The 16,128-nt window shown below is 68.7% G+C and carries 16 protein-coding genes; 10 read left to right on the top strand and 6 right to left on the bottom strand.

Annotated elements, in window-relative coordinates:
- Positions 1-15: 15 nt before the first annotated feature.
- The 3 genes from ACWCP8_RS13155 to ACWCP8_RS13165 all read left to right on the top strand — a co-directional run bounded on the left by ACWCP8_RS13155 (position 16) and on the right by ACWCP8_RS13165 (position 2,785).
- On the top strand, positions 16-1,146 hold the full coding sequence (locus ACWCP8_RS13155) for a cystathionine gamma-lyase (RefSeq protein WP_352264025.1): 1,131 nt from the start codon (positions 16-18) through the stop codon (positions 1,144-1,146).
- Positions 1,147-1,356: 210 nt separating this feature from the next.
- Positions 1,357-2,253, top strand: coding sequence for a LysR family transcriptional regulator (locus tag ACWCP8_RS13160; protein WP_451115933.1), 897 nt, complete (start codon positions 1,357-1,359; stop codon positions 2,251-2,253).
- A gap of 52 nt (positions 2,254-2,305) precedes the next feature.
- A complete protein-coding gene (locus tag ACWCP8_RS13165) occupies positions 2,306-2,785 on the top strand; it encodes an NUDIX domain-containing protein (protein ID WP_267004160.1) in 480 nt (159 codons plus the stop codon).
- Positions 2,786-2,837: 52 nt separating this feature from the next.
- On the opposite strand, the gene ACWCP8_RS13170 is transcribed toward ACWCP8_RS13165, so the two are convergent.
- Entirely contained in the window at positions 2,838-4,175 is a 1,338-nt protein-coding gene (locus ACWCP8_RS13170; protein ID WP_451115936.1) for a globin domain-containing protein, read from the bottom strand.
- A gap of 149 nt (positions 4,176-4,324) precedes the next feature.
- On the opposite strand from ACWCP8_RS13170, the gene ACWCP8_RS13175 reads away from it, so the two are divergent.
- Together ACWCP8_RS13175 and ACWCP8_RS13180 are read left to right on the top strand one after the other, a co-directional pair.
- A complete protein-coding gene (locus tag ACWCP8_RS13175; RefSeq protein ID WP_451115938.1) occupies positions 4,325-4,852 on the top strand; it encodes a DUF2269 domain-containing protein in 528 nt (175 codons plus the stop codon).
- A gap of 5 nt (positions 4,853-4,857) precedes the next feature.
- The gene (locus tag ACWCP8_RS13180; protein ID WP_355996930.1) at positions 4,858-5,745 is read left to right on the top strand and encodes a GNAT family N-acetyltransferase; all 888 of its coding nucleotides are present in this window, start codon (positions 4,858-4,860) and stop codon (positions 5,743-5,745) included.
- A 129-nt stretch (positions 5,746-5,874) separates the two neighbouring features.
- Here the strand turns inward: ACWCP8_RS13180 and ACWCP8_RS13185 are convergent, their stop codons facing one another.
- Both ACWCP8_RS13185 and ACWCP8_RS13190 read right to left on the bottom strand, forming a co-directional pair.
- The gene (locus ACWCP8_RS13185) at positions 5,875-6,306 is read right to left on the bottom strand and encodes a GlcG/HbpS family heme-binding protein (protein ID WP_355996933.1); all 432 of its coding nucleotides are present in this window, start codon (positions 6,304-6,306) and stop codon (positions 5,875-5,877) included.
- A gap of 56 nt (positions 6,307-6,362) precedes the next feature.
- Positions 6,363-7,574: an MFS transporter gene (locus ACWCP8_RS13190; RefSeq protein ID WP_352264017.1), complete on the bottom strand. Its 1,212-nt coding sequence runs from the start codon at positions 7,572-7,574 to the stop codon at positions 6,363-6,365.
- Positions 7,575-7,712: 138 nt separating this feature from the next.
- Here ACWCP8_RS13190 and ACWCP8_RS13195 point away from each other — a divergent pair, with 138 nt between their 5' ends.
- Genes ACWCP8_RS13195 through ACWCP8_RS13205 form a run of 3 tightly spaced genes read left to right on the top strand, consistent with a single transcriptional unit; the run spans position 7,713 to position 9,866 of the window.
- Positions 7,713-8,180, top strand: a complete 468-nt coding sequence (locus tag ACWCP8_RS13195; protein ID WP_352264015.1) for a MarR family winged helix-turn-helix transcriptional regulator — start codon at positions 7,713-7,715, stop codon at positions 8,178-8,180.
- A 19-nt stretch (positions 8,181-8,199) separates the two neighbouring features.
- Positions 8,200-8,652 carry an N-acetyltransferase family protein gene (locus ACWCP8_RS13200; protein WP_451115940.1) on the top strand — a complete coding sequence of 151 codons (453 nt, stop codon included), beginning with the start codon at positions 8,200-8,202 and terminating at the stop codon, positions 8,650-8,652.
- Between the two features lie 50 nt (positions 8,653-8,702).
- Entirely contained in the window at positions 8,703-9,866 is a 1,164-nt protein-coding gene (locus ACWCP8_RS13205; RefSeq protein WP_451115942.1) for a winged helix DNA-binding domain-containing protein, read from the top strand.
- 96 nt (positions 9,867-9,962) lie between these two features.
- On the opposite strand, the gene ACWCP8_RS13210 is transcribed toward ACWCP8_RS13205, so the two are convergent.
- A complete protein-coding gene (locus tag ACWCP8_RS13210; protein ID WP_352264009.1) occupies positions 9,963-11,345 on the bottom strand; it encodes a serine hydrolase domain-containing protein in 1,383 nt (460 codons plus the stop codon).
- 58 nt (positions 11,346-11,403) lie between these two features.
- Positions 11,404-11,988: a dihydrofolate reductase family protein gene (locus tag ACWCP8_RS13215; RefSeq protein WP_451115944.1), complete on the bottom strand. Its 585-nt coding sequence runs from the start codon at positions 11,986-11,988 to the stop codon at positions 11,404-11,406.
- Between the two features lie 116 nt (positions 11,989-12,104).
- Between ACWCP8_RS13215 and ACWCP8_RS13220 the strand changes: the two genes are divergently transcribed.
- Positions 12,105-12,695 carry a TetR/AcrR family transcriptional regulator gene (locus ACWCP8_RS13220; RefSeq protein ID WP_451115946.1) on the top strand — a complete coding sequence of 197 codons (591 nt, stop codon included), beginning with the start codon at positions 12,105-12,107 and terminating at the stop codon, positions 12,693-12,695.
- 128 nt (positions 12,696-12,823) lie between these two features.
- Here ACWCP8_RS13220 and dnaB read toward each other — a convergent pair whose 3' ends face one another.
- A complete protein-coding gene (gene dnaB / locus ACWCP8_RS13225) occupies positions 12,824-14,302 on the bottom strand; it encodes a replicative DNA helicase (protein WP_382829122.1) in 1,479 nt (492 codons plus the stop codon).
- Between the two features lie 460 nt (positions 14,303-14,762).
- Here dnaB and ACWCP8_RS13230 point away from each other — a divergent pair, with 460 nt between their 5' ends.
- Positions 14,763-16,100, top strand: a complete 1,338-nt coding sequence (locus ACWCP8_RS13230; protein WP_451115949.1) for an MATE family efflux transporter — start codon at positions 14,763-14,765, stop codon at positions 16,098-16,100.
- The last annotated feature ends 28 nt before the right edge of the window (positions 16,101-16,128 follow it).

A 16,128-nucleotide genomic window follows, 5' to 3' on the forward strand; every position in this document is an offset into this window, starting at 1 on the left:
AACAGAAGGAACAGCATGAGCACCATGGGTGACGGAACCCGGGCGGTACGGGCGGGCCTTCCCGAACCGGAGCAGTACGAACCCACGCTGCCCGGTCCGGTATTCGCCGCGCACTTCCACCTCTCCGGCGAGCCGACCGGCCCGTACACGTACGGCCGGGACACCAATCCGACCTGGACCCATCTGGAGCGGGCCATCGGCGAGCTCGAAGCTCCGGGGGAGACCGTCGAGACCACGGTGTTCGCCTCCGGCATGGCGGCGATCTCGGCCGTACTGCTGTCCCAGGTGCGGTCCGGTGACACGGTCGTCCTGCCCGATGACGGCTATCAGGCGCTGCCGCTGGTACGCCAGCAGCTGGAGGCGTACGGCGTCGAGGTGCGCACCGCGCCGACCGGAGGCGACGCACAGCTGGCGGTCCTGGAAGGGGCCCGACTGCTGTGGATCGAGACACCGTCCAACCCTGGGCTCGACGTCTGCGACCTGCGGCGGCTCATCGAGGCCGCGCACGGGACCGGCGTCCTGGTGGCCGTCGACAACACGCTCGCCACCCCGCTCGGTCAGCGTCCGCTGGAGCTGGGCGCCGACTTCTCGGTGGCCAGTGACACCAAGGGCATGACCGGACACGGTGACATCCTGCTCGGCCACGTGACCTGCCGCGATCCGGAACTGGCGGCGGGCGTACGACGCTGGCGCAAGGTCGTCGGGGCGATCCCCGGACCGATGGAGGCCTGGCTCGCGCACCGTTCGCTGGCCACGCTGGAGCTGCGGATCGACCGGCAGTGCGCAAACGCACTCGTTCTCGCCGAGGCGCTGGGCAAGCGCCAGGAGATCACCGGGCTGCGGTATCCCGGGCTGCCCACCGACCCTTCGTACCCGGTCGCAGTGCGGCAGATGCGGCGCTTCGGCTCCGTGGTGTCGTTCGTGCTGCCCGACCGCGACATCGCCGAGCGCTTCCTGGCCGGGCTGCGGCTGGTCGACGACGCCACGAGCTTCGGCGGCGTACGTTCCACCGCCGAGCGGCGGGCGCGCTGGGGCGGCGACGCCGTACCGGAAGGCTTCATCCGGTTGTCGGTCGGGGCCGAGGACGCGGACGACCTGGTGGCCGACGTGGAGCGGGCGCTGGACGAGGCGATGGGCCGGCGCTGAGCCGGCCGGGCACAGCAAGACATGGCCGGTACGGACGGTCCGAGCCTCCCCCCTCGTGGCTCGGACCGTCCCGGTTCCACGCGCGAAGAACCGCCTGGACAAGGCTAATTGACTCTGCGTCAGTGTCCAATCACAGTAGCGACAGCGACCTATCGACATATTTATAGTTGTTCGGGTCGGACGCTTCGCAAGGGTGGGAGGGGACAGGACGTGGACCTGGCCCTGCTGCGTACTTTCGTGACGGTGCACCGGGCCGGGTCCTTCACTCGGGCCGCCGCACTGCTCGGCCTCTCCCAGCCCGCGGTCACCTCGCAGATACGCACACTGGAACGGCAGCTGGGCCGCCCGCTCTTCCTGCGCAGGGCCCGCGGTGTGACCCCGACGACCATGGGCGACGAACTCGCGCACCGGGCGGCCCCCCATCTGGACGCGCTGGTCGAGATCGCCGAGAGCGGGGTCGACGAGGAGTCGGCCGTACGGACGCTGCATCTGGCCGGGCCCCCGGAATTCATCTCGCTGCGCGCTCTGCCCGCACTCATCCCTCTCGTCTCCCACGGCCTCGCCCTGCGCAGCTCGTTCCTCGCGAACGCCGAGGAGGCGCTGGAGGGGCTCGCCGCCGGACACCATGATCTGGCCATCGCGACGGCCCGGCCGCGCGGTGGGCTGCTCACCGCGACTCCGCTCTGCGACGAGGAGCATGTGCTGGTCGCCGCCCCGCGCTGGGCCGCGCGCCTCGGCCCCGGAACGCTGCGGCACAAAGGTCCTGTGGTGCTGGAGCAGCTGCCGGTGGTGGAAGTGCACGAGAGCCTGCCACTCGTCTCCCGCTACTGGGCCGCTGTCTTCGACTGCCGTCCCGCGGCCGCGGGCACAGTCGTAGCACCGGATCTGCGGGCTGTGCTGGAGTGCACCGCCGCAGGCGCCGGGCTTGCCGTACTGCCTCGCTATCTCTGCGAGGGGGCGCTGGAGCGCGGCGAGGTGGTGGCGCTCCTGGACCCGCCGGTCCCGCCGCTGCGCACCTACTTCCTTGCCGCGCGGACCGGCACACTCGCCCTGCCCCACATCGCGCGGGCGCACGAGTGGCTGCTGCGCGCTGCAGCCGACTGGTGACCCCCGGGCGTGCGGGTGTTTCAGAACGGGTTCTGTGGGCCACTCTCTTGCCATGACCGAACGTCCTGTGGTCAAGCGCACCGCACGCGCCATCTTGCTCGACGGCAACGACCTCATCCTCATCAAGCGCACCAAGCCTGGGGTGGATCCGTACTGGCTCACGCCGGGCGGCGGGGTCGAGCCCGAGGACGCAACCGTTGTCGACGCTCTGCACCGCGAGGTGGACGAGGAGCTCGGCGCCAAGATCACCGATGTGGTCCCCTGCTTCGTCGACACCGTGGAGCACATCGAGGGCGGTGGGGTGAAGGGCGTGAAGGTGCAGCACTTCTTCGTCTGCCGGCTGGACTCGATGGACCTGTCCCGCCGGCACGGCCCCGAGATCGAGGATCCGTGCGGCGAGTACGACGTCGTACGGGTGCCGTTCAGCCGGATCGGGATCGCCGCCGTTCATCTCGTACCGCTCTCGCTGCGGCACTACCTGGACGGCAATATCGAGGGCGTGCGGGCGATGCACGCGCCGGACCTGGGCTGATCCGGGGCCCGGGGACCTGCTTCTGCCTGCTTCTGCTGGGACGGGCTTGTGTTCAGGCCGGGCCCGTCGTGGGTGCCAGTTCCTCGACGGAGTCGTATCGAATGCGCTCGCGCGGCATGCCGATGCCTGTGAGTACGTCCACGCCGCTGCGGATCATCCCCGGCGGGCCCGAGAGATAGGCGTCGTACTCGTGCCAGGGGCCGAGCTCGCGCACCGCGTCGGGCAAAAGGCCCTTCAGTCCCCTGCCCGACCCGCCGGAGACCACCGGGCGGACGGCGAGCCAGGGGAAGGTCTGCTGGAGCCGCAGCATCGTGTCGATGTCGTACAGGTCGCGGTCGCTGCGTGCGCCGTAGAAGACCTGCATCGGGCGCCGGTCGCCGTGTTCGGCGACATCCTCGACGAGCGCCTTGATGGGTGCGATGCCCGTGCCGCCTCCCAGGCAGAGCAGACCGTTGTGGGTGGTGTGGTCGACCGTCATCGAGCCGGTGGGCGGGCCGAGCCGCAGGACGTCGCCGGGGCGGGCCCGGTGCACCAGTGCGTTGGAGACCCAGCCTGCCGGAACCGCCTTGATGTGGAACGTGAGCAGACCGTCGGGCCGTGGCGCCGAGGCGAAGGAGTAATGCCGCCAGATCCGCGGCCACCACGGGGTTTCCAGGGCGGTGTACTGGCCGGCCAGGAAGGGATAGGCCTGGTCGGGGCGGAGCGTGAGGATCGCTATGTCGGGCGTTCTGAGGTCATGGGAGACGACCTCCGCGACCCACCAGGCGGGCGCTCGTTCCTCGTCCTCGGCGGCCGCGTCGATCATGATCTGCGACAGCGCGGTGTAGGTGCGGATCCAGGCCGCCTCGGCCGCCCCGTCCCACGTGGTGGCGTAGCGGCTCAGGGCGCCGAGGAGGGCCTCGCCGACCGCCGGATAGTGCGTGGGCAGGGTGCCGTATTTACGGTGTCCCCGGGCCAGTCCGCCGAGGTACTCGGTCAGCGCATCGGGGTCGTCCATGCGGTCGGCGGCCGTCAGGATCGCCCGCAGGAGACGGTCTCGCTGGGCGTCCATCGCGGCCGGGAACAGGGCGCGCAGTTCGGGGTGGCGGACGAAGAGCAAGGCGTAGAAGTACGAGGTGGCCTGGTCCGCGACAGGGACGATCTCCGTCAGGGTGCGGTGGATCAGGGTCGCATCGGGAGATCTGAGAGTTTCGTCGCCGGGCATGGTGGCCGGAGCGTCCATAACTGAGCCTCGCCTCGAACATCTTCTGGTCGCCTTGCGTGCCGACAGTGCTCGCAGCCACCGCGTGCGGCCCCTCGCCCCAGCATGCCTGCGCCGACTCCAGGCCGGACAAATAACGGGAAGTCCGGGTATCCGAACCACGTTTCCCGTTACGCTCCCTTGCCCCATGGCTGTACCCGGAATCCACGGCAGGGCTTCGACCCACCGCCCCCGGCGGGCGAGTGCAGCAGGAAGGCGCCACGTACGCCCAAGCAAGTACGCACGGATACTCCCGCTGTCGGACGCCCAACTGCCCTTTGCCAGGCACCGTGTTTCACGTGAAACCACTCAAGCGTTCGGCTCGCCGAAGTTTCCTGGTCGCCCATGTCGCGGTCTCCGTCAGTTGGCTGGGCCTCACCGTCGGCCTGCTGACACTAGGGATCACGGCCTTCCTGACCGGCGATACCACCACCGCGCAGGCCGCGACCCGCGCCATGAAGATCTTCGGGGACTGGTTGGTCGTGCCCGTCGCTCTGGTCTCGCTCCTCAGCGGTCTCGTGCTGGCGCTCGGCACCTCGTGGGGCCTGGCCAGACACCGTTGGGTCTGGACAAAGTTCTGGCTCACTCTGATCACCACGACCCTGTCGATCTTCTCGCTGCGGCCGGGCATCAACGAGGCTGCGGCACAGGGCGCCGTCGACATCGATCTGGTCGTCGCACCTTCCGTGGCAACAGCCACGTATCTCTTCATCACCGCGGTCTCGGTACTGAAGCCATGGGGGCTGACCCGGCGCAGCCGACGGCTACGCGTCTCGGCCAGTTCCGGTAAAGCGGTGGACGAGCGATCACTGCGTCGGACAGCCTGAGCCTCATGCCCAGCCGACTACCCCGTCCGCACGCCGACGCACCCGTCCGGCGTCTCACCCGGGGAGACCTGGTCCCCTGTGCCGATCTCTGCGAGGACCGCGGCTGGCCGCGTGATGAGCTCCGATGGGGCCTGCTCCTGTCCGCGGGGACGGGCTACGGCATCGACGACCCCGAGGGCAAAGGCCTGATGGCCACCTGTGTGGTGACCTCCTACGGCCAAGGCCTCGCCGCCGTCGGCATGCTGCTCGTCGCCGAGCGGTACACACGGCAGGGGATCGCCCGTCGTCTGATGCGCCATGTGATCGAGGCGACCGGGAAGACCTCGCTCAGCCTGTACGCGACGGAGTCGGGGCGGCCGCTCTACGAAGAGCTCGGCTTCGAAACGGTGGGGCGGGCAGAGCGAGTGATCGGGCACTTCCGGCCGAGCGAAGCATCGAGCGGCGGCCTTTCGACGGCGGGCGCCGTGACCGTCCGCCCGGCCGCCGCCGGGGATCTGCATGCCATGCTCCGGCTGGACACGGAGGTCTTCGGCGCCGACCGGACGCACATTCTCGCCCGACTGCCGGCGTTCGCGGACCACCTGCGGGTCGCGGAGGACGACGGTGAGCTGGTGGGCTACGCGGCGATCTGGCCGAGTGAGCGGGTCCATGCAGTCGGTCCGCTGATCGCCCGGGACACCGATACGGCCGAGGCGCTTGTCACCTCGCTCGCGAAGGCAACGGACCGCCCCCTTCGCATGGACATCGACGCACGCCACGAGGGGCTGCTGAGACTGCTCAAGGAGTGCGGTCTGCAAGCCGGTTCCGGTACCACGGTGATGACCTACCGGGCCCCGGATCTGCCGGGTGACTGGACCCGTCGCTTCGCGCCGCTGACTGTGGCGACGGGCTGACGCCGACCGGTCGGCCGAAGTGTTGTCAGCCCGCGCAGCCGCGAATGTCCGCTGCCCTGTGCCGTGGGTCTCCAGGCGCTTGGGAACGGACATTCATGCGTTTCCGCTGTCGTTGCGGTGGTTCGCCGACTAGGCGAGCGCCTCCACGGCAGCTGTCGCGAAGCCGTGGTCCTGCTCGGGTGCGCCGCCGCCCACGCCGACGGCGCCGATCAGCCGGCCGTCGCGGAAGACCGGCACCCCGCCGGCAATGAAGAGCAGCGGCCGGTCAAGGGCGGTCGGCAGGGTGTGAAAGAGCCCGCCCGGCTGAACCGCGTCGACGAGGTCGGCGGTCGGAGCACCGAGCTGGAGGGCCGTGTACGCCTTGCGGGTGCTGGTCTCACCCGCAATGAGAACGGCCCGGTCGTCGCGCCGGAAAGCCAGCAGGTGACCGCCCGCGTCGAGGACCGTGACGGCAGCGGAGACACCGGCGGCCTCCGCGGCGGTGCGAGCGGTGGCGACGAGCGCTTCCGCGTCCTGGATGGTCAGCGGCGTGACGGCGGCCGGCGAGAGGGTGGTGGTCATGAGGGACATCTCCTTGGTGCGGTGGGGCTTACGTATGTGTGGTGACTGTGGGGATGTCAGTGCCGGGCTTCGGCGACTGCGACCGGCTCGGGGACGTGACCGGCGACGCGTCGGCTGTGCGTGACCGTCCGACGTTCCAGGACGCTGGAGAGGACGGCGAGGACCAGGGCGGATGCGGCCAGTGCGGCGCCGACCCAGTTGGGTGCGGTGTAGCCGAGGCCCGCCGCGATGACGATGCCGCCGAGCCACGCCGACAGTGCGTTGCCGAGGTTGAAGGCGCCGATGTTGACGGCGGAGGCAAGGGTCGGGGCACCCGCGGCCTGGTCGAGCACGCGCTTCTGCAGCGGCGGTACGGTCGCGAAGCCCAGACCGCCGATCAGAACGATGGTGACGGCTGCCGCGATCTTGTTGTGGGCGGTCAGGGTGAACAGGGACAGGACCACGGCGAGGGCGCCCAGTGACACGTACAGCATCGGCATCAGGTGGCGGTCGGCGAACTTGCCGCCGAGCAGATTGCCCCCGACCATGCCAAGCCCGAAGAGGACCAGCAGCCAAGTGACGGAGGACGCGGAGTAGCCGGCGATCTCGGTCATCATCGGCGTGATGTAGGTGATCGCGGCGAAGACACCGCCGAAGCCCAGGACGGTCATCGCCATGGCGAGCAGCACCTGCACATTGCGGAACGCGGCCAGCTCGTGCCGGAGCCGTACGCCCTCGGCCCTCGGCTGCTCGGGAACCAGCTTGGCCACACCGAGGAGGCCGACGACTCCGAGGGCCGCAACGATGAAGAATGTGGTGCGCCACCCGACGCTCTGCCCGATGTACGTGCCCAGCGGTACGCCGACGACATTGGCGACGGTGAGGCCGGTGAACATCATGGCGATCGCGCCGGCCTTCTTCTGCGGGGCGACCAGATCGGCCGCGACGACCGAACCGATGCCGAAGAAGGCACCGTGGGCGAGTGAGGCGATCACCCGTCCCGCGAGCATCACGCCGAAGACGGGGGCTACGGCGGACACCGCATTGCCCAGGATGAACAGGCCCATCAGGAGCAACAGCATGCGTTTGCGGGTGACCCGGGTGCCGAGGACCGTCATCAGCGGGGCGCCGAGTACGACACCTAGGGCGTAGCCCGTGACCAGGAATCCTGCGCTCGGGATCGAGACCTGGAAGTCCGCTGCAACCTCGGGGAGCAACCCCATGATCACGAACTCGGTGGTGCCGATACCGAATGCCCCAATGGCGAGGGCGAGGAGCGCGAGCGGCATGGGTTTCACCTTCCCAGAAGATTGCGTCTGCGCCTTACGAGCGTCAACAATAATTGCAGACGCTGTTACTTGCAAACGCGGGCTATTGCAGACGTCCCCTATCCTGGACGGAAGCAGCTCCCGCACGGAGGAGAGACCATGACAGCGACGGATCCCGCACTGACCGCCCTCTCCCAGGGCTGGTGCGCCCTCTCCCTGCTCCACGGCAAGATCGAGGCCCGCATCGAACGGGCCCTGCAGTCCGGGCACGGCCTCAGCGTGCGGGAGTACTCCCTGCTCGACGTCCTGAGCCGGCAGCACAACGGCCCGGGCGGCCATCTCCAGATGAAGCAGGTCGCGGACGCCGTCGTGCTCAGTCAGAGCGCCACCACCCGCCTGGTCACCCGTCTCGAGGACCGCGGGCTGCTGACCCGGTATCTCTGCGACACCGACCGCCGCGGCATCTACACGGATGTCACCGAAGCCGGCCTCACCCTTCTCGCCGAGGCCCGGCCGACCAATGACACGGCGTTGCGTGCCGCTCTCGACGAGGCCGCCAAGAATCCCGAGCTGGCACCCCTCGTCAGGACGGTCGAAGAGCTGAAGGTCCCCGCGCGGGCCGTGTGATCTGCGTAGTCTGCCGATCATGAGCGATCTGGAGATACGGCCTGCTGCCCTCACCGACATCCCGGCCGTCGTGGCCATGTTGGCGGACGATGCACTGGGCGCACAGCGCGAGTCACCGGACGACCTCGCCCCGTACCGCGCCGCGTTCCAGCGGCTCGCCGACGACCCGAACCAGCATCTGGTCGTCGCCGTACGCGACGGCGCTGTCGTGGGGACCCTGCAGCTGACCGTGGTCCCCGGGCTGTCCCGGCGGGGCTCGACGCGCTCGATCATCGAGGGCGTCCGTGTCCATGCCGATGAGCGCGGGAGCGGCCTCGGCACCCGGCTGATCCATTGGGCCGTGGACGAATCCCGGCGCCAGGACTGCCAGTTGGTCCAGCTGACGTCCGACGCGACCCGGACCGATGCGCATCGCTTCTACGAGCGACTCGGCTTCATCGCCAGTCATGTGGGCTTCAAGCTCGCCCTCTGACCGCTGCTCGCAGCCCGAAGGCAGGATCCCAAGGACCGAAGGAGGTCCCGGTGCACGGCATCAGCGACGCACAGCGTCGGTTCAGGCTCGGCCGGCGCCATCTCCTGGCACCCTCCGTACGGGCAGCGTCCGCGGAGTCCGTGGCCGACGCGGTCGTGGCCCTGCACGCCACCGACGCGGCCACGGTCTTTCTCTCCGTCTGCGCCCGGTTGTCCGAGGCAAGCGTCGGCGCGGTGGAACGAGCTCTCTACGAGGACGTCTCGCTGGTCCGGCTGCTCTCCATGCGCAACACCCTCTTCACCGTGTCACATGGGCTCGCTCCGTACGTCAACGCGTCGAACGCCCGGACCGTGGCCGCCAAGGAGCGCCGGACCTTCCTCAAGCACCTGCGGGACGACGGGAACGGACTGGACACGCACTGGCTCGCCGAGACGGAGAAGAAGACTCTCGCCGCCCTGACGGCTCGCGGCTGCGCCACCGGCAGTGAGCTGTCCGCCGCCGTACCGGCGCTGCGTACGAGGATCACGGTCTTCCCCGGCAAGAAGCAGGAGACGGTGCAGGGCGTCGCCACACGCGTCATACGAGTGCTGGCGGCCGACGGTCTGATCCGCAGGGACAAGCCGCGCGGCTCCTGGACGTCCAGCCAGTTCCGATGGACAGCAGCCGAGCCCTGGCCCGCCCGGGAGCCCGCAGCGGCACAAGCGGAACTGGCCCTGCGCTGGCTCCGCTCGTACGGCCCAGCGACCGAGGCCGACCTGAAGTGGTGGACGGGCTGGAGCCTCGGCCAGGTACGCCAGGCGCTGGAGGCCACCGGAGCCGAGGAGGTGCGGCTCGACAACGGCGCCACGGGCTGGGTCTCGCCGGGGGACACGGAGCCCGAACCGGTCCTGGAACCGTGGGCGGCGCTGCTCCCGGCCCTCGACCCGAGCGCGATGGGCTGGGCCGATCGCGGCTTCCACTTTCCGGCCGAGTACCGGGCGGTGCTCTTCGACCGGGCCGGCAATGTCGGACCGACAGTGTGGTGGAACGGCCGGATCGTGGGCGGCTGGGCTCAGCGCGCCGACGGTGAGCCGGTGTGGCGACTGTTGACCGACGTCGGCCGGGAGGCCACCACCGCGATCGAGGCGGAGGCGTCCCGGCTGTCGGGATGGGTGGGTGAAACGCGGATCACTCCGCGCTTCCGTACGCCACTGGAAAGGGAGTTGACGGCCTGAGCAGTCCGCGTCGGCGGCCTGTATAGGTCACCACGCGTCGCGTTTCACGTGAAACCTGACGCCGACGCGGCACAGGGCCGCGTGACGACGTGACACTCAGGCGCCGAGGCCTCGCCAGCCCTCCGCGTCCACCCCACCGGGGACAGCCGATGCAGGGTCGTACGGTTCACGCGTGAAGACGAACGACCCCAGGTCGAGGTGGCTCACGCTGCCGTCGCCGGCCCTGACGACGCGGAGCGTCTCCCCGGCGTAGTACCCGTCCAGACCGATCCAGCTGCCATCAGGCTGCGCGACGAAGCGGGCACCGCGGCCACTGCCACGCAGCGGCTGCAGTGTCAGCCCCCCGTCCGCGGTCAGCTGCAGGATGTTCGGACGCGTGCCCCAGTACCAAGGACCGGTGAGAGCGAGGAGTTCCGCGTCGACGTCGGTCAGCGGGCGCCAGGGCTCCGGAATACGGGGCTCGGCCTCGGCGACGATCCCCACGAGGTCTGCGGCGACCTCACCGACGAACAGCCCCGAGGTGGTGTTGGTGAGCACCACCGCAGCCACATCGTCCTCGGTGCTGAGCCAGAGCGCTGCCAGGAAGCCCGGCAGCGAACCGGTGTGCCCGAGAAGGGTGCGCCCGTCCTCGCGTACGACCTGCAGGCCGAGACCGTAATTGCCTTGCCAGTCACCGGACTCGGGCGGCGCCGACGGCGCGCGCATCTCCTCCACCGAGGCGGCGCCGAGAACCCGGTCGTCCCCCTCGGCGAGGAAGGAGGCGAACCGGAGGAGGTCGGTGGACGTGGACCAGAGCTGCCCTGCCGGAGCCATCAGGCCGAGGTCCTCGGCAGGTTCGGGCAGCAAGGCATCGGCCCAGGGGTGCACTGCCCAGCCACCCGCATGCGGCGCCTGCGGCTGGGTGGAAGTACGGCTCATGCCCAGCGGCTCCAGAATCTCGCGCTCCAGCACCTCCGCCCAGGATGCCCCGCGCACCGCCTCGATCAGCGCGCCGAGCAGTGTGTAGCCGGGGTTGGAGTAGTGATGCCGCCGGCCCGGAGGATGCATCCGGGTCTGCTCGCCGAGGACATCGGCAAGTTCGGGACGCAGCGTGCCCGGCGTCCGCTCCCACCAGGGTGCGGGCGACTCGGCGCCCAGTCCCGCGCTGTGGCCGAGCAGCTGAAGGATGGTGACACCGCCGACGCCCGTGCCGGGCAGATGCTTCTCCAGTGGGTCGTCGAGATCCAGCAGGCCCTCGTCGCGCAGCCGCAGAACCAGTACGGCGGTGAAGGTCTTGGTGAGGGAACCGATCCTGAACTGCGTATCGGCGTCCGGAGCATGGCCGTCGACGCAGCTGCGGGAGCCGCTCCAGACGGTCCGGCCCTGGCGCTGCACCGCGGCGACGAGTGAGGGTGCGCGGCCTTCGGCCTGCGCAGTGGCGATGCGGTGCAGCAGAGCGCGCTGCGTGCCGGGAAGCAGTTCTTCCGAGTGGTAGGTCATGGTCAACAAGTACCGGTGCAGCCGCTCCGTGGCGACCTCATTTATGCGGGCCGAGAGGTCAGCGCTTGCGGCTGTACGTCCTGACCAACACCCCGTTGTCGAAGGTACGCACCGACTCCAGCGCGAACTCGGTGGCCGCGAAATCCGAACCGAACATCGGCATGCCTGATCCGTAGACCAGCGGATACGTCTTGATCACGAGCTCGTCGATCTCGTCGAGCAACTCCCCCGCGAGCTGCGAGCCGCCGCAGAGCCAGATTCCTAGCTCGCTGTCCTCCGCCTTGAGTTCCCGCACCCTGCCGACCACATCGTCCGAGACGAGCTCCACGTTCGGGTCGGGCGATTCCTTCATGGTCCGCGAAGCCACGAGCTCGCGCAGCTGGGCGTACGGACTGGTGATGTTCATGTCCAGCGCCAGCTGGTAGCTGGCCCTTCCCTGGATCACGGTGTCGAACTTCTGATTCTCGGCGTCGTGAAAGCCGAGCTGGCGGCGGCCTTCGGTCGCAACCGTCTCCGGATACTGGGATGTGAGGAACTCGAGGAACTCCTCGTTCACGAACAGGTACATGGACGACGCGTCGCCGCCCGGGTCCCCGATGAAGCCATCGATGGAGCAGGCAATGAAGTAGGTCAGCTTTCGCACGAGGTCCCCGCTCGACGAGGGTTGGCGGAGTGCTCAACCACTACACTCATAGTGCTTCATATGTAGTGGTTGAGCACTCCTTTTCCACCGATGAGCCAGAGGATGCGGAGATACGCATGGTCAGGAACCCCGAGCGCAGGACGGCGCTCGTCGACGCCGCCATCGAGCTGCTGGCGCACGAGGGCGCACGAGGATTCACCTTCCGCGCGGTCGATGCACGGGCGGGCGTCCCTGTGGGCACATCGTCCAACTACTTCGCCAGTCGGGACGATCTGTTCATGCAGACGGGTGCCCGGATCACCGACCGGATGACACCGGACCCGGTCAGGGTCGAGGAGGCCATGCGCTCGACGCCCTCACGCGAGCTGGTCACCGAGCTGATGCAGTGGCTGGTGCAGCGCATGACAGACGACCGCACCGACTATCTCGCCATGCTGGAACTGCGCCTGGAGGCCACCCGCCGGCCGGCCCTCCGCGACCACCTCAACCGAACTGTTCGCGCCGACCTGGACGAGAACGCCCGCTTCCACCGTGAGGCCGGCCTGCCGGGCGATACCGACGCCTTCCTCGTGCTCTACCTCGCCATGACGGGCCTGCTGCTGGACCACTTCACCCTGCCCGGCATGCTCACCGGCGGCCACCCCGCCGCCCGCGACCTGGACCGGCTGGTGGAGACGATCGTCACGCGGATCATCCCGACGGAGTGACCACGTCCGCGAACGCGGCAAGCATGGCCTGGCCTCTCTCGCGCAATCCCGGCCCTCGGTACGTCACACACGGCCCACCGGGGCACTCACCCAGCTCACGGACCCGGCGATGATCTGCCGGGCACGCCTCAGGTCTGTGCCATGTCCACGAAGCGTGAGTAGTGACCCTGGAACGCCACGGTGATCGTCGCCGTCGGACCGTTACGGTGCTTGGCCACCATCAGGTCCGCCTCGCCCGCTCGCGGGGACTCCTTCTCGTACGCGTCCTCGCGGTGCAGCAGGATCACCATGTCGGCGTCCTGCTCGATGGAGCCGGATTCACGCAGGTCGGACACCATCGGCTTCTTGTCCGTGCGCTGCTCAGGACCACGGTTCAGCTGGGACAGCGCGATGACCGGCAGCTCCAGCTCCTTCGCCAGCAGCTTGAGGTTTCGGGACATGTCCGAGACTTCCTGCTGACGGCTCTCGGCCCGCTTCGAACCACCGGACTGCATCAGCTGCAGATAGTCGATGATCACCAGCTTGATGTCGTTCCGCTGCTTCAGACGACGACACTTCGCCCGGATCTCCATCATCGAGAGGTTCGGCGAATCGTCGATGTAGAGCGGGGCGGCCGAGACGTCCGGCATCCGGCGGGCCAGCCGCGTCCAGTCCTCGTCGGTCATCGTGCCCGAGCGCATGTGATGCAGCGCCACCCGCGCCTCGGCGGACAGCAGGCGCATCGCGATCTCGTTGCGCCCCATTTCGAGGGAGAAGATCACGCTGGGCAGGTTGTGCTTGATGGAAGCGGCCCGGGCGAAGTCCAGGGCCAGCGTGGACTTACCCATGGCCGGACGTGCCGCGATGACGATCATCTGGCCCGGGTGCAGGCCGTTGGTCAGCGCGTCGAAGTCGGTGAAGCCGGTCGGTACACCGGTCATCTCACCGGAGCGCGATCCGATCGCCTCGATCTCGTCGAGTGCGCCTTCCATGATGTCGCCGAGCGGCAGATAGTCCTCGCTGGTGCGCTGCTCGGTGACGGCGTAGATCTCGGCCTGCGCGGAGTTGACGATCTCGTCGACGTCGCCGTCGGCCGCATATCCCATCTGCGTGATCTTCGTGCCGGCCTCGACGAGCCGCCGCAGGACCGCCCGCTCGTGGACAATCTCCGCGTAGTACGAGGCGTTGGCCGCGGTCGGCACGGACTGGACGAGAGTGTGCAGATAGGGGGCGCCGCCCACCTTGGTGATCTCGCCGCGCTTGACCAGCTCGGCCCCGACCGTGATCGGGTCGGCCGGCTCGCCCTTGGCATAGAGGTCGAGGATCGCCTGGAAGACGGTCTCGTGGGCGGGGCGGTAGAAGTCGTGCCCCTTGATGATCTCCACGACGTCGGCGATGGCGTCCTTGGACAGCAGCATGCCGCCGAGAACCGACTGCTCGGCGTCGAGGTCCTGTGGAGGTACACGCTCGAAGCCGGGCGATCCGCCGTCCCAGCCGCTGCTCGCCCGGCCGCGGTCGTGCTGCTCACCACGTTCCCGGCTGTCACCGCGGCGCTGGCGGGAAACAGGCAGACGGTCACTGGGACCGGCGTCGGTCCAGGGGTCGTCCAAAGGCTCGGGAATACTCACCGGCCACCTCCTCCCGTCCGCTCCGCGGACCCTCGCCGTGCCACTCCTTCTTACGGCACAGCACCGACAATCAAGACGCTCGACTCCGGTTCCATCACGTCGAGCTTCTGTGGGATTCCAGGGCTGAAACGGGGTGTGGGCGCCGGTCCACGGTAGGCGCCCCGGCACCGTCAGCCAATCTGGTTATCCACAGGGCATGTGGACGACGGATCAGATGCTGTGGAGAACTCTGCAGAACCTGTGCACGGAGCGGGGGACAGCACTGTGGACAAACTCATAACGCCGCCATGACCACAGCCCTGACCTGGCCTTTCTCCGTCCACGGGCTGTGGGGGAGAAAAACTTTCCGACTCGGCACAAGATCACGGCAAACCAGGTGCAGAAGAACACAACACACCAGCGAATGTAAGGACTGCTATGGCATTGCATCTGTTACCTGTGGAAGGTTAGATTGGCGCCTATGACCCTGGCTCCAGCGACCTCGCACTCCAGCCGCCGACGGCACGATCGCGAGATCATCGCGCTCGCCGTCCCCGCCTTCGGCGCACTCGTCGCCGAGCCGCTCTTCGTCCTGGTCGACAGCGCCATCGTCGGTCATCTGGGCACACCGCAACTGGCCGGCCTGGGCGTCGCGGCGGCACTGCTGACCACCGCCGTCAGCATCTTCGTCTTCCTCGCGTACGCCACCACGGCAGCGGTCGCCCGGCGGGTAGGGGCAGGCGATCTCGCCTCCGCGATACGGCAAGGCATGGACGGCATCTGGCTGGCCCTGCTCCTCGGCGTCGCCGTCATAGCCGTGACGCTTCCCTCGGCCTCCTGGCTCGTCGGGATCTTCGGCGCCTCCGACACCGCCGCCCCGTACGCCACCACCTATCTGCGGATATCCAGTCTCGGCATCCCCGCCATGCTCATCGTGATGGCCGCGACCGGCGTACTCCGCGGCCTGCAGGACACCAGAACCCCGCTCTATGTCGCCATCGGCGGCTTTGCGGCCAACGGCGCCCTCAACGCGGTTCTTGTCTACGGCGCCGGGCTCGGCATCGCCGGATCGGCCTGGGGCACGGTGATCGCCCAGTTCGGGATGGCTGCCGCCTATCTGCTCGTGGTGGTGCGTGGAGCGCGTCGGCACGGGGCTTCGTTGCGCCCCGACGCGACAGGAATCAGGGCCAGCGCGCAGGCGGGCGTTCCCCTGCTGGTCCGTACGCTGTCGCTCCGTGCCGTACTGATGATCGCCACCGCCGTCGCCGCACGCCTCGGCGACACCGATATTGCCGCCCACCAGATCATCCTCTCCCTGTGGAGCCTGATGGCTTTCGCCCTCGATGCCATTGCCATCGCCGGGCAGGCCATCATCGGCCGCTACCTGGGAGCCAATGACACCCAGGGCGCACGCGAGGCATCCCGTCGCATGGTCCAGTGGGGCATTGCCTCGGGTGTGGTGCTCGGGGCTCTGATCGTGCTCGCCAGGCCCCTGTTCATTCCGCTCTTCACCGGCGACGGAGCGGTGCGGGACACACTCATCCCGGCCTTGCTGGTGGTGGCACTGTCCCAGCCGATCGCCGGCGTGGTCTTCGTCCTGGACGGTGTGCTCATGGGCGCCGGGGACGGCCGTTACCTCGCCTGGGCCATGCTGATCACCCTGTCCGTCTTCGCTCCGGTCGCCCTGCTCGTGCCCACGATCGGCGGGGGGCTGACGGCGCTGTGGTGGGCGATGACCCTGATGATGACCGTCCGCATGGTGACGCTCTGGCTGCGGACCCGTTCGGGCAAGTGGATCGTCACCGGGGCCACCCGCTGACCACCGGCCACGGAGCCTGTTTCACGTG

The sequence above is a fragment of the Streptomyces sp. NPDC002206 genome (genome assembly GCF_053593595.1).

Excerpts from the sequence above, each read along its gene's own strand:
- ACWCP8_RS13155 (WP_352264025.1), top strand. The coding sequence starts at position 16 with ATGAGCACCATGGGTGACGGAACCCGGGCGGTACGGGCGGGCCTTCCC.
- ACWCP8_RS13165 (WP_267004160.1), top strand. The coding sequence starts at position 2,306 with ATGACCGAACGTCCTGTGGTCAAGCGCACCGCACGCGCCATCTTGCTC.
- ACWCP8_RS13170 (WP_451115936.1), bottom strand. The coding sequence starts at position 4,175 with ATGGGGCAAGGGAGCGTAACGGGAAACGTGGTTCGGATACCCGGACTT.
- ACWCP8_RS13180 (WP_355996930.1), top strand. The coding sequence starts at position 4,858 with ATGCCCAGCCGACTACCCCGTCCGCACGCCGACGCACCCGTCCGGCGT.
- ACWCP8_RS13185 (WP_355996933.1), bottom strand. The coding sequence starts at position 6,306 with ATGACCACCACCCTCTCGCCGGCCGCCGTCACGCCGCTGACCATCCAG.
- ACWCP8_RS13190 (WP_352264017.1), bottom strand. The coding sequence starts at position 7,574 with ATGCCGCTCGCGCTCCTCGCCCTCGCCATTGGGGCATTCGGTATCGGC.
- ACWCP8_RS13195 (WP_352264015.1), top strand. The coding sequence starts at position 7,713 with ATGACAGCGACGGATCCCGCACTGACCGCCCTCTCCCAGGGCTGGTGC.
- ACWCP8_RS13200 (WP_451115940.1), top strand. The coding sequence starts at position 8,200 with ATGAGCGATCTGGAGATACGGCCTGCTGCCCTCACCGACATCCCGGCC.
- ACWCP8_RS13210 (WP_352264009.1), bottom strand. The coding sequence starts at position 11,345 with ATGACCTACCACTCGGAAGAACTGCTTCCCGGCACGCAGCGCGCTCTG.
- ACWCP8_RS13220 (WP_451115946.1), top strand. The coding sequence starts at position 12,105 with ATGGTCAGGAACCCCGAGCGCAGGACGGCGCTCGTCGACGCCGCCATC.
- ACWCP8_RS13230 (WP_451115949.1), top strand. The coding sequence starts at position 14,763 with ATGACCCTGGCTCCAGCGACCTCGCACTCCAGCCGCCGACGGCACGAT.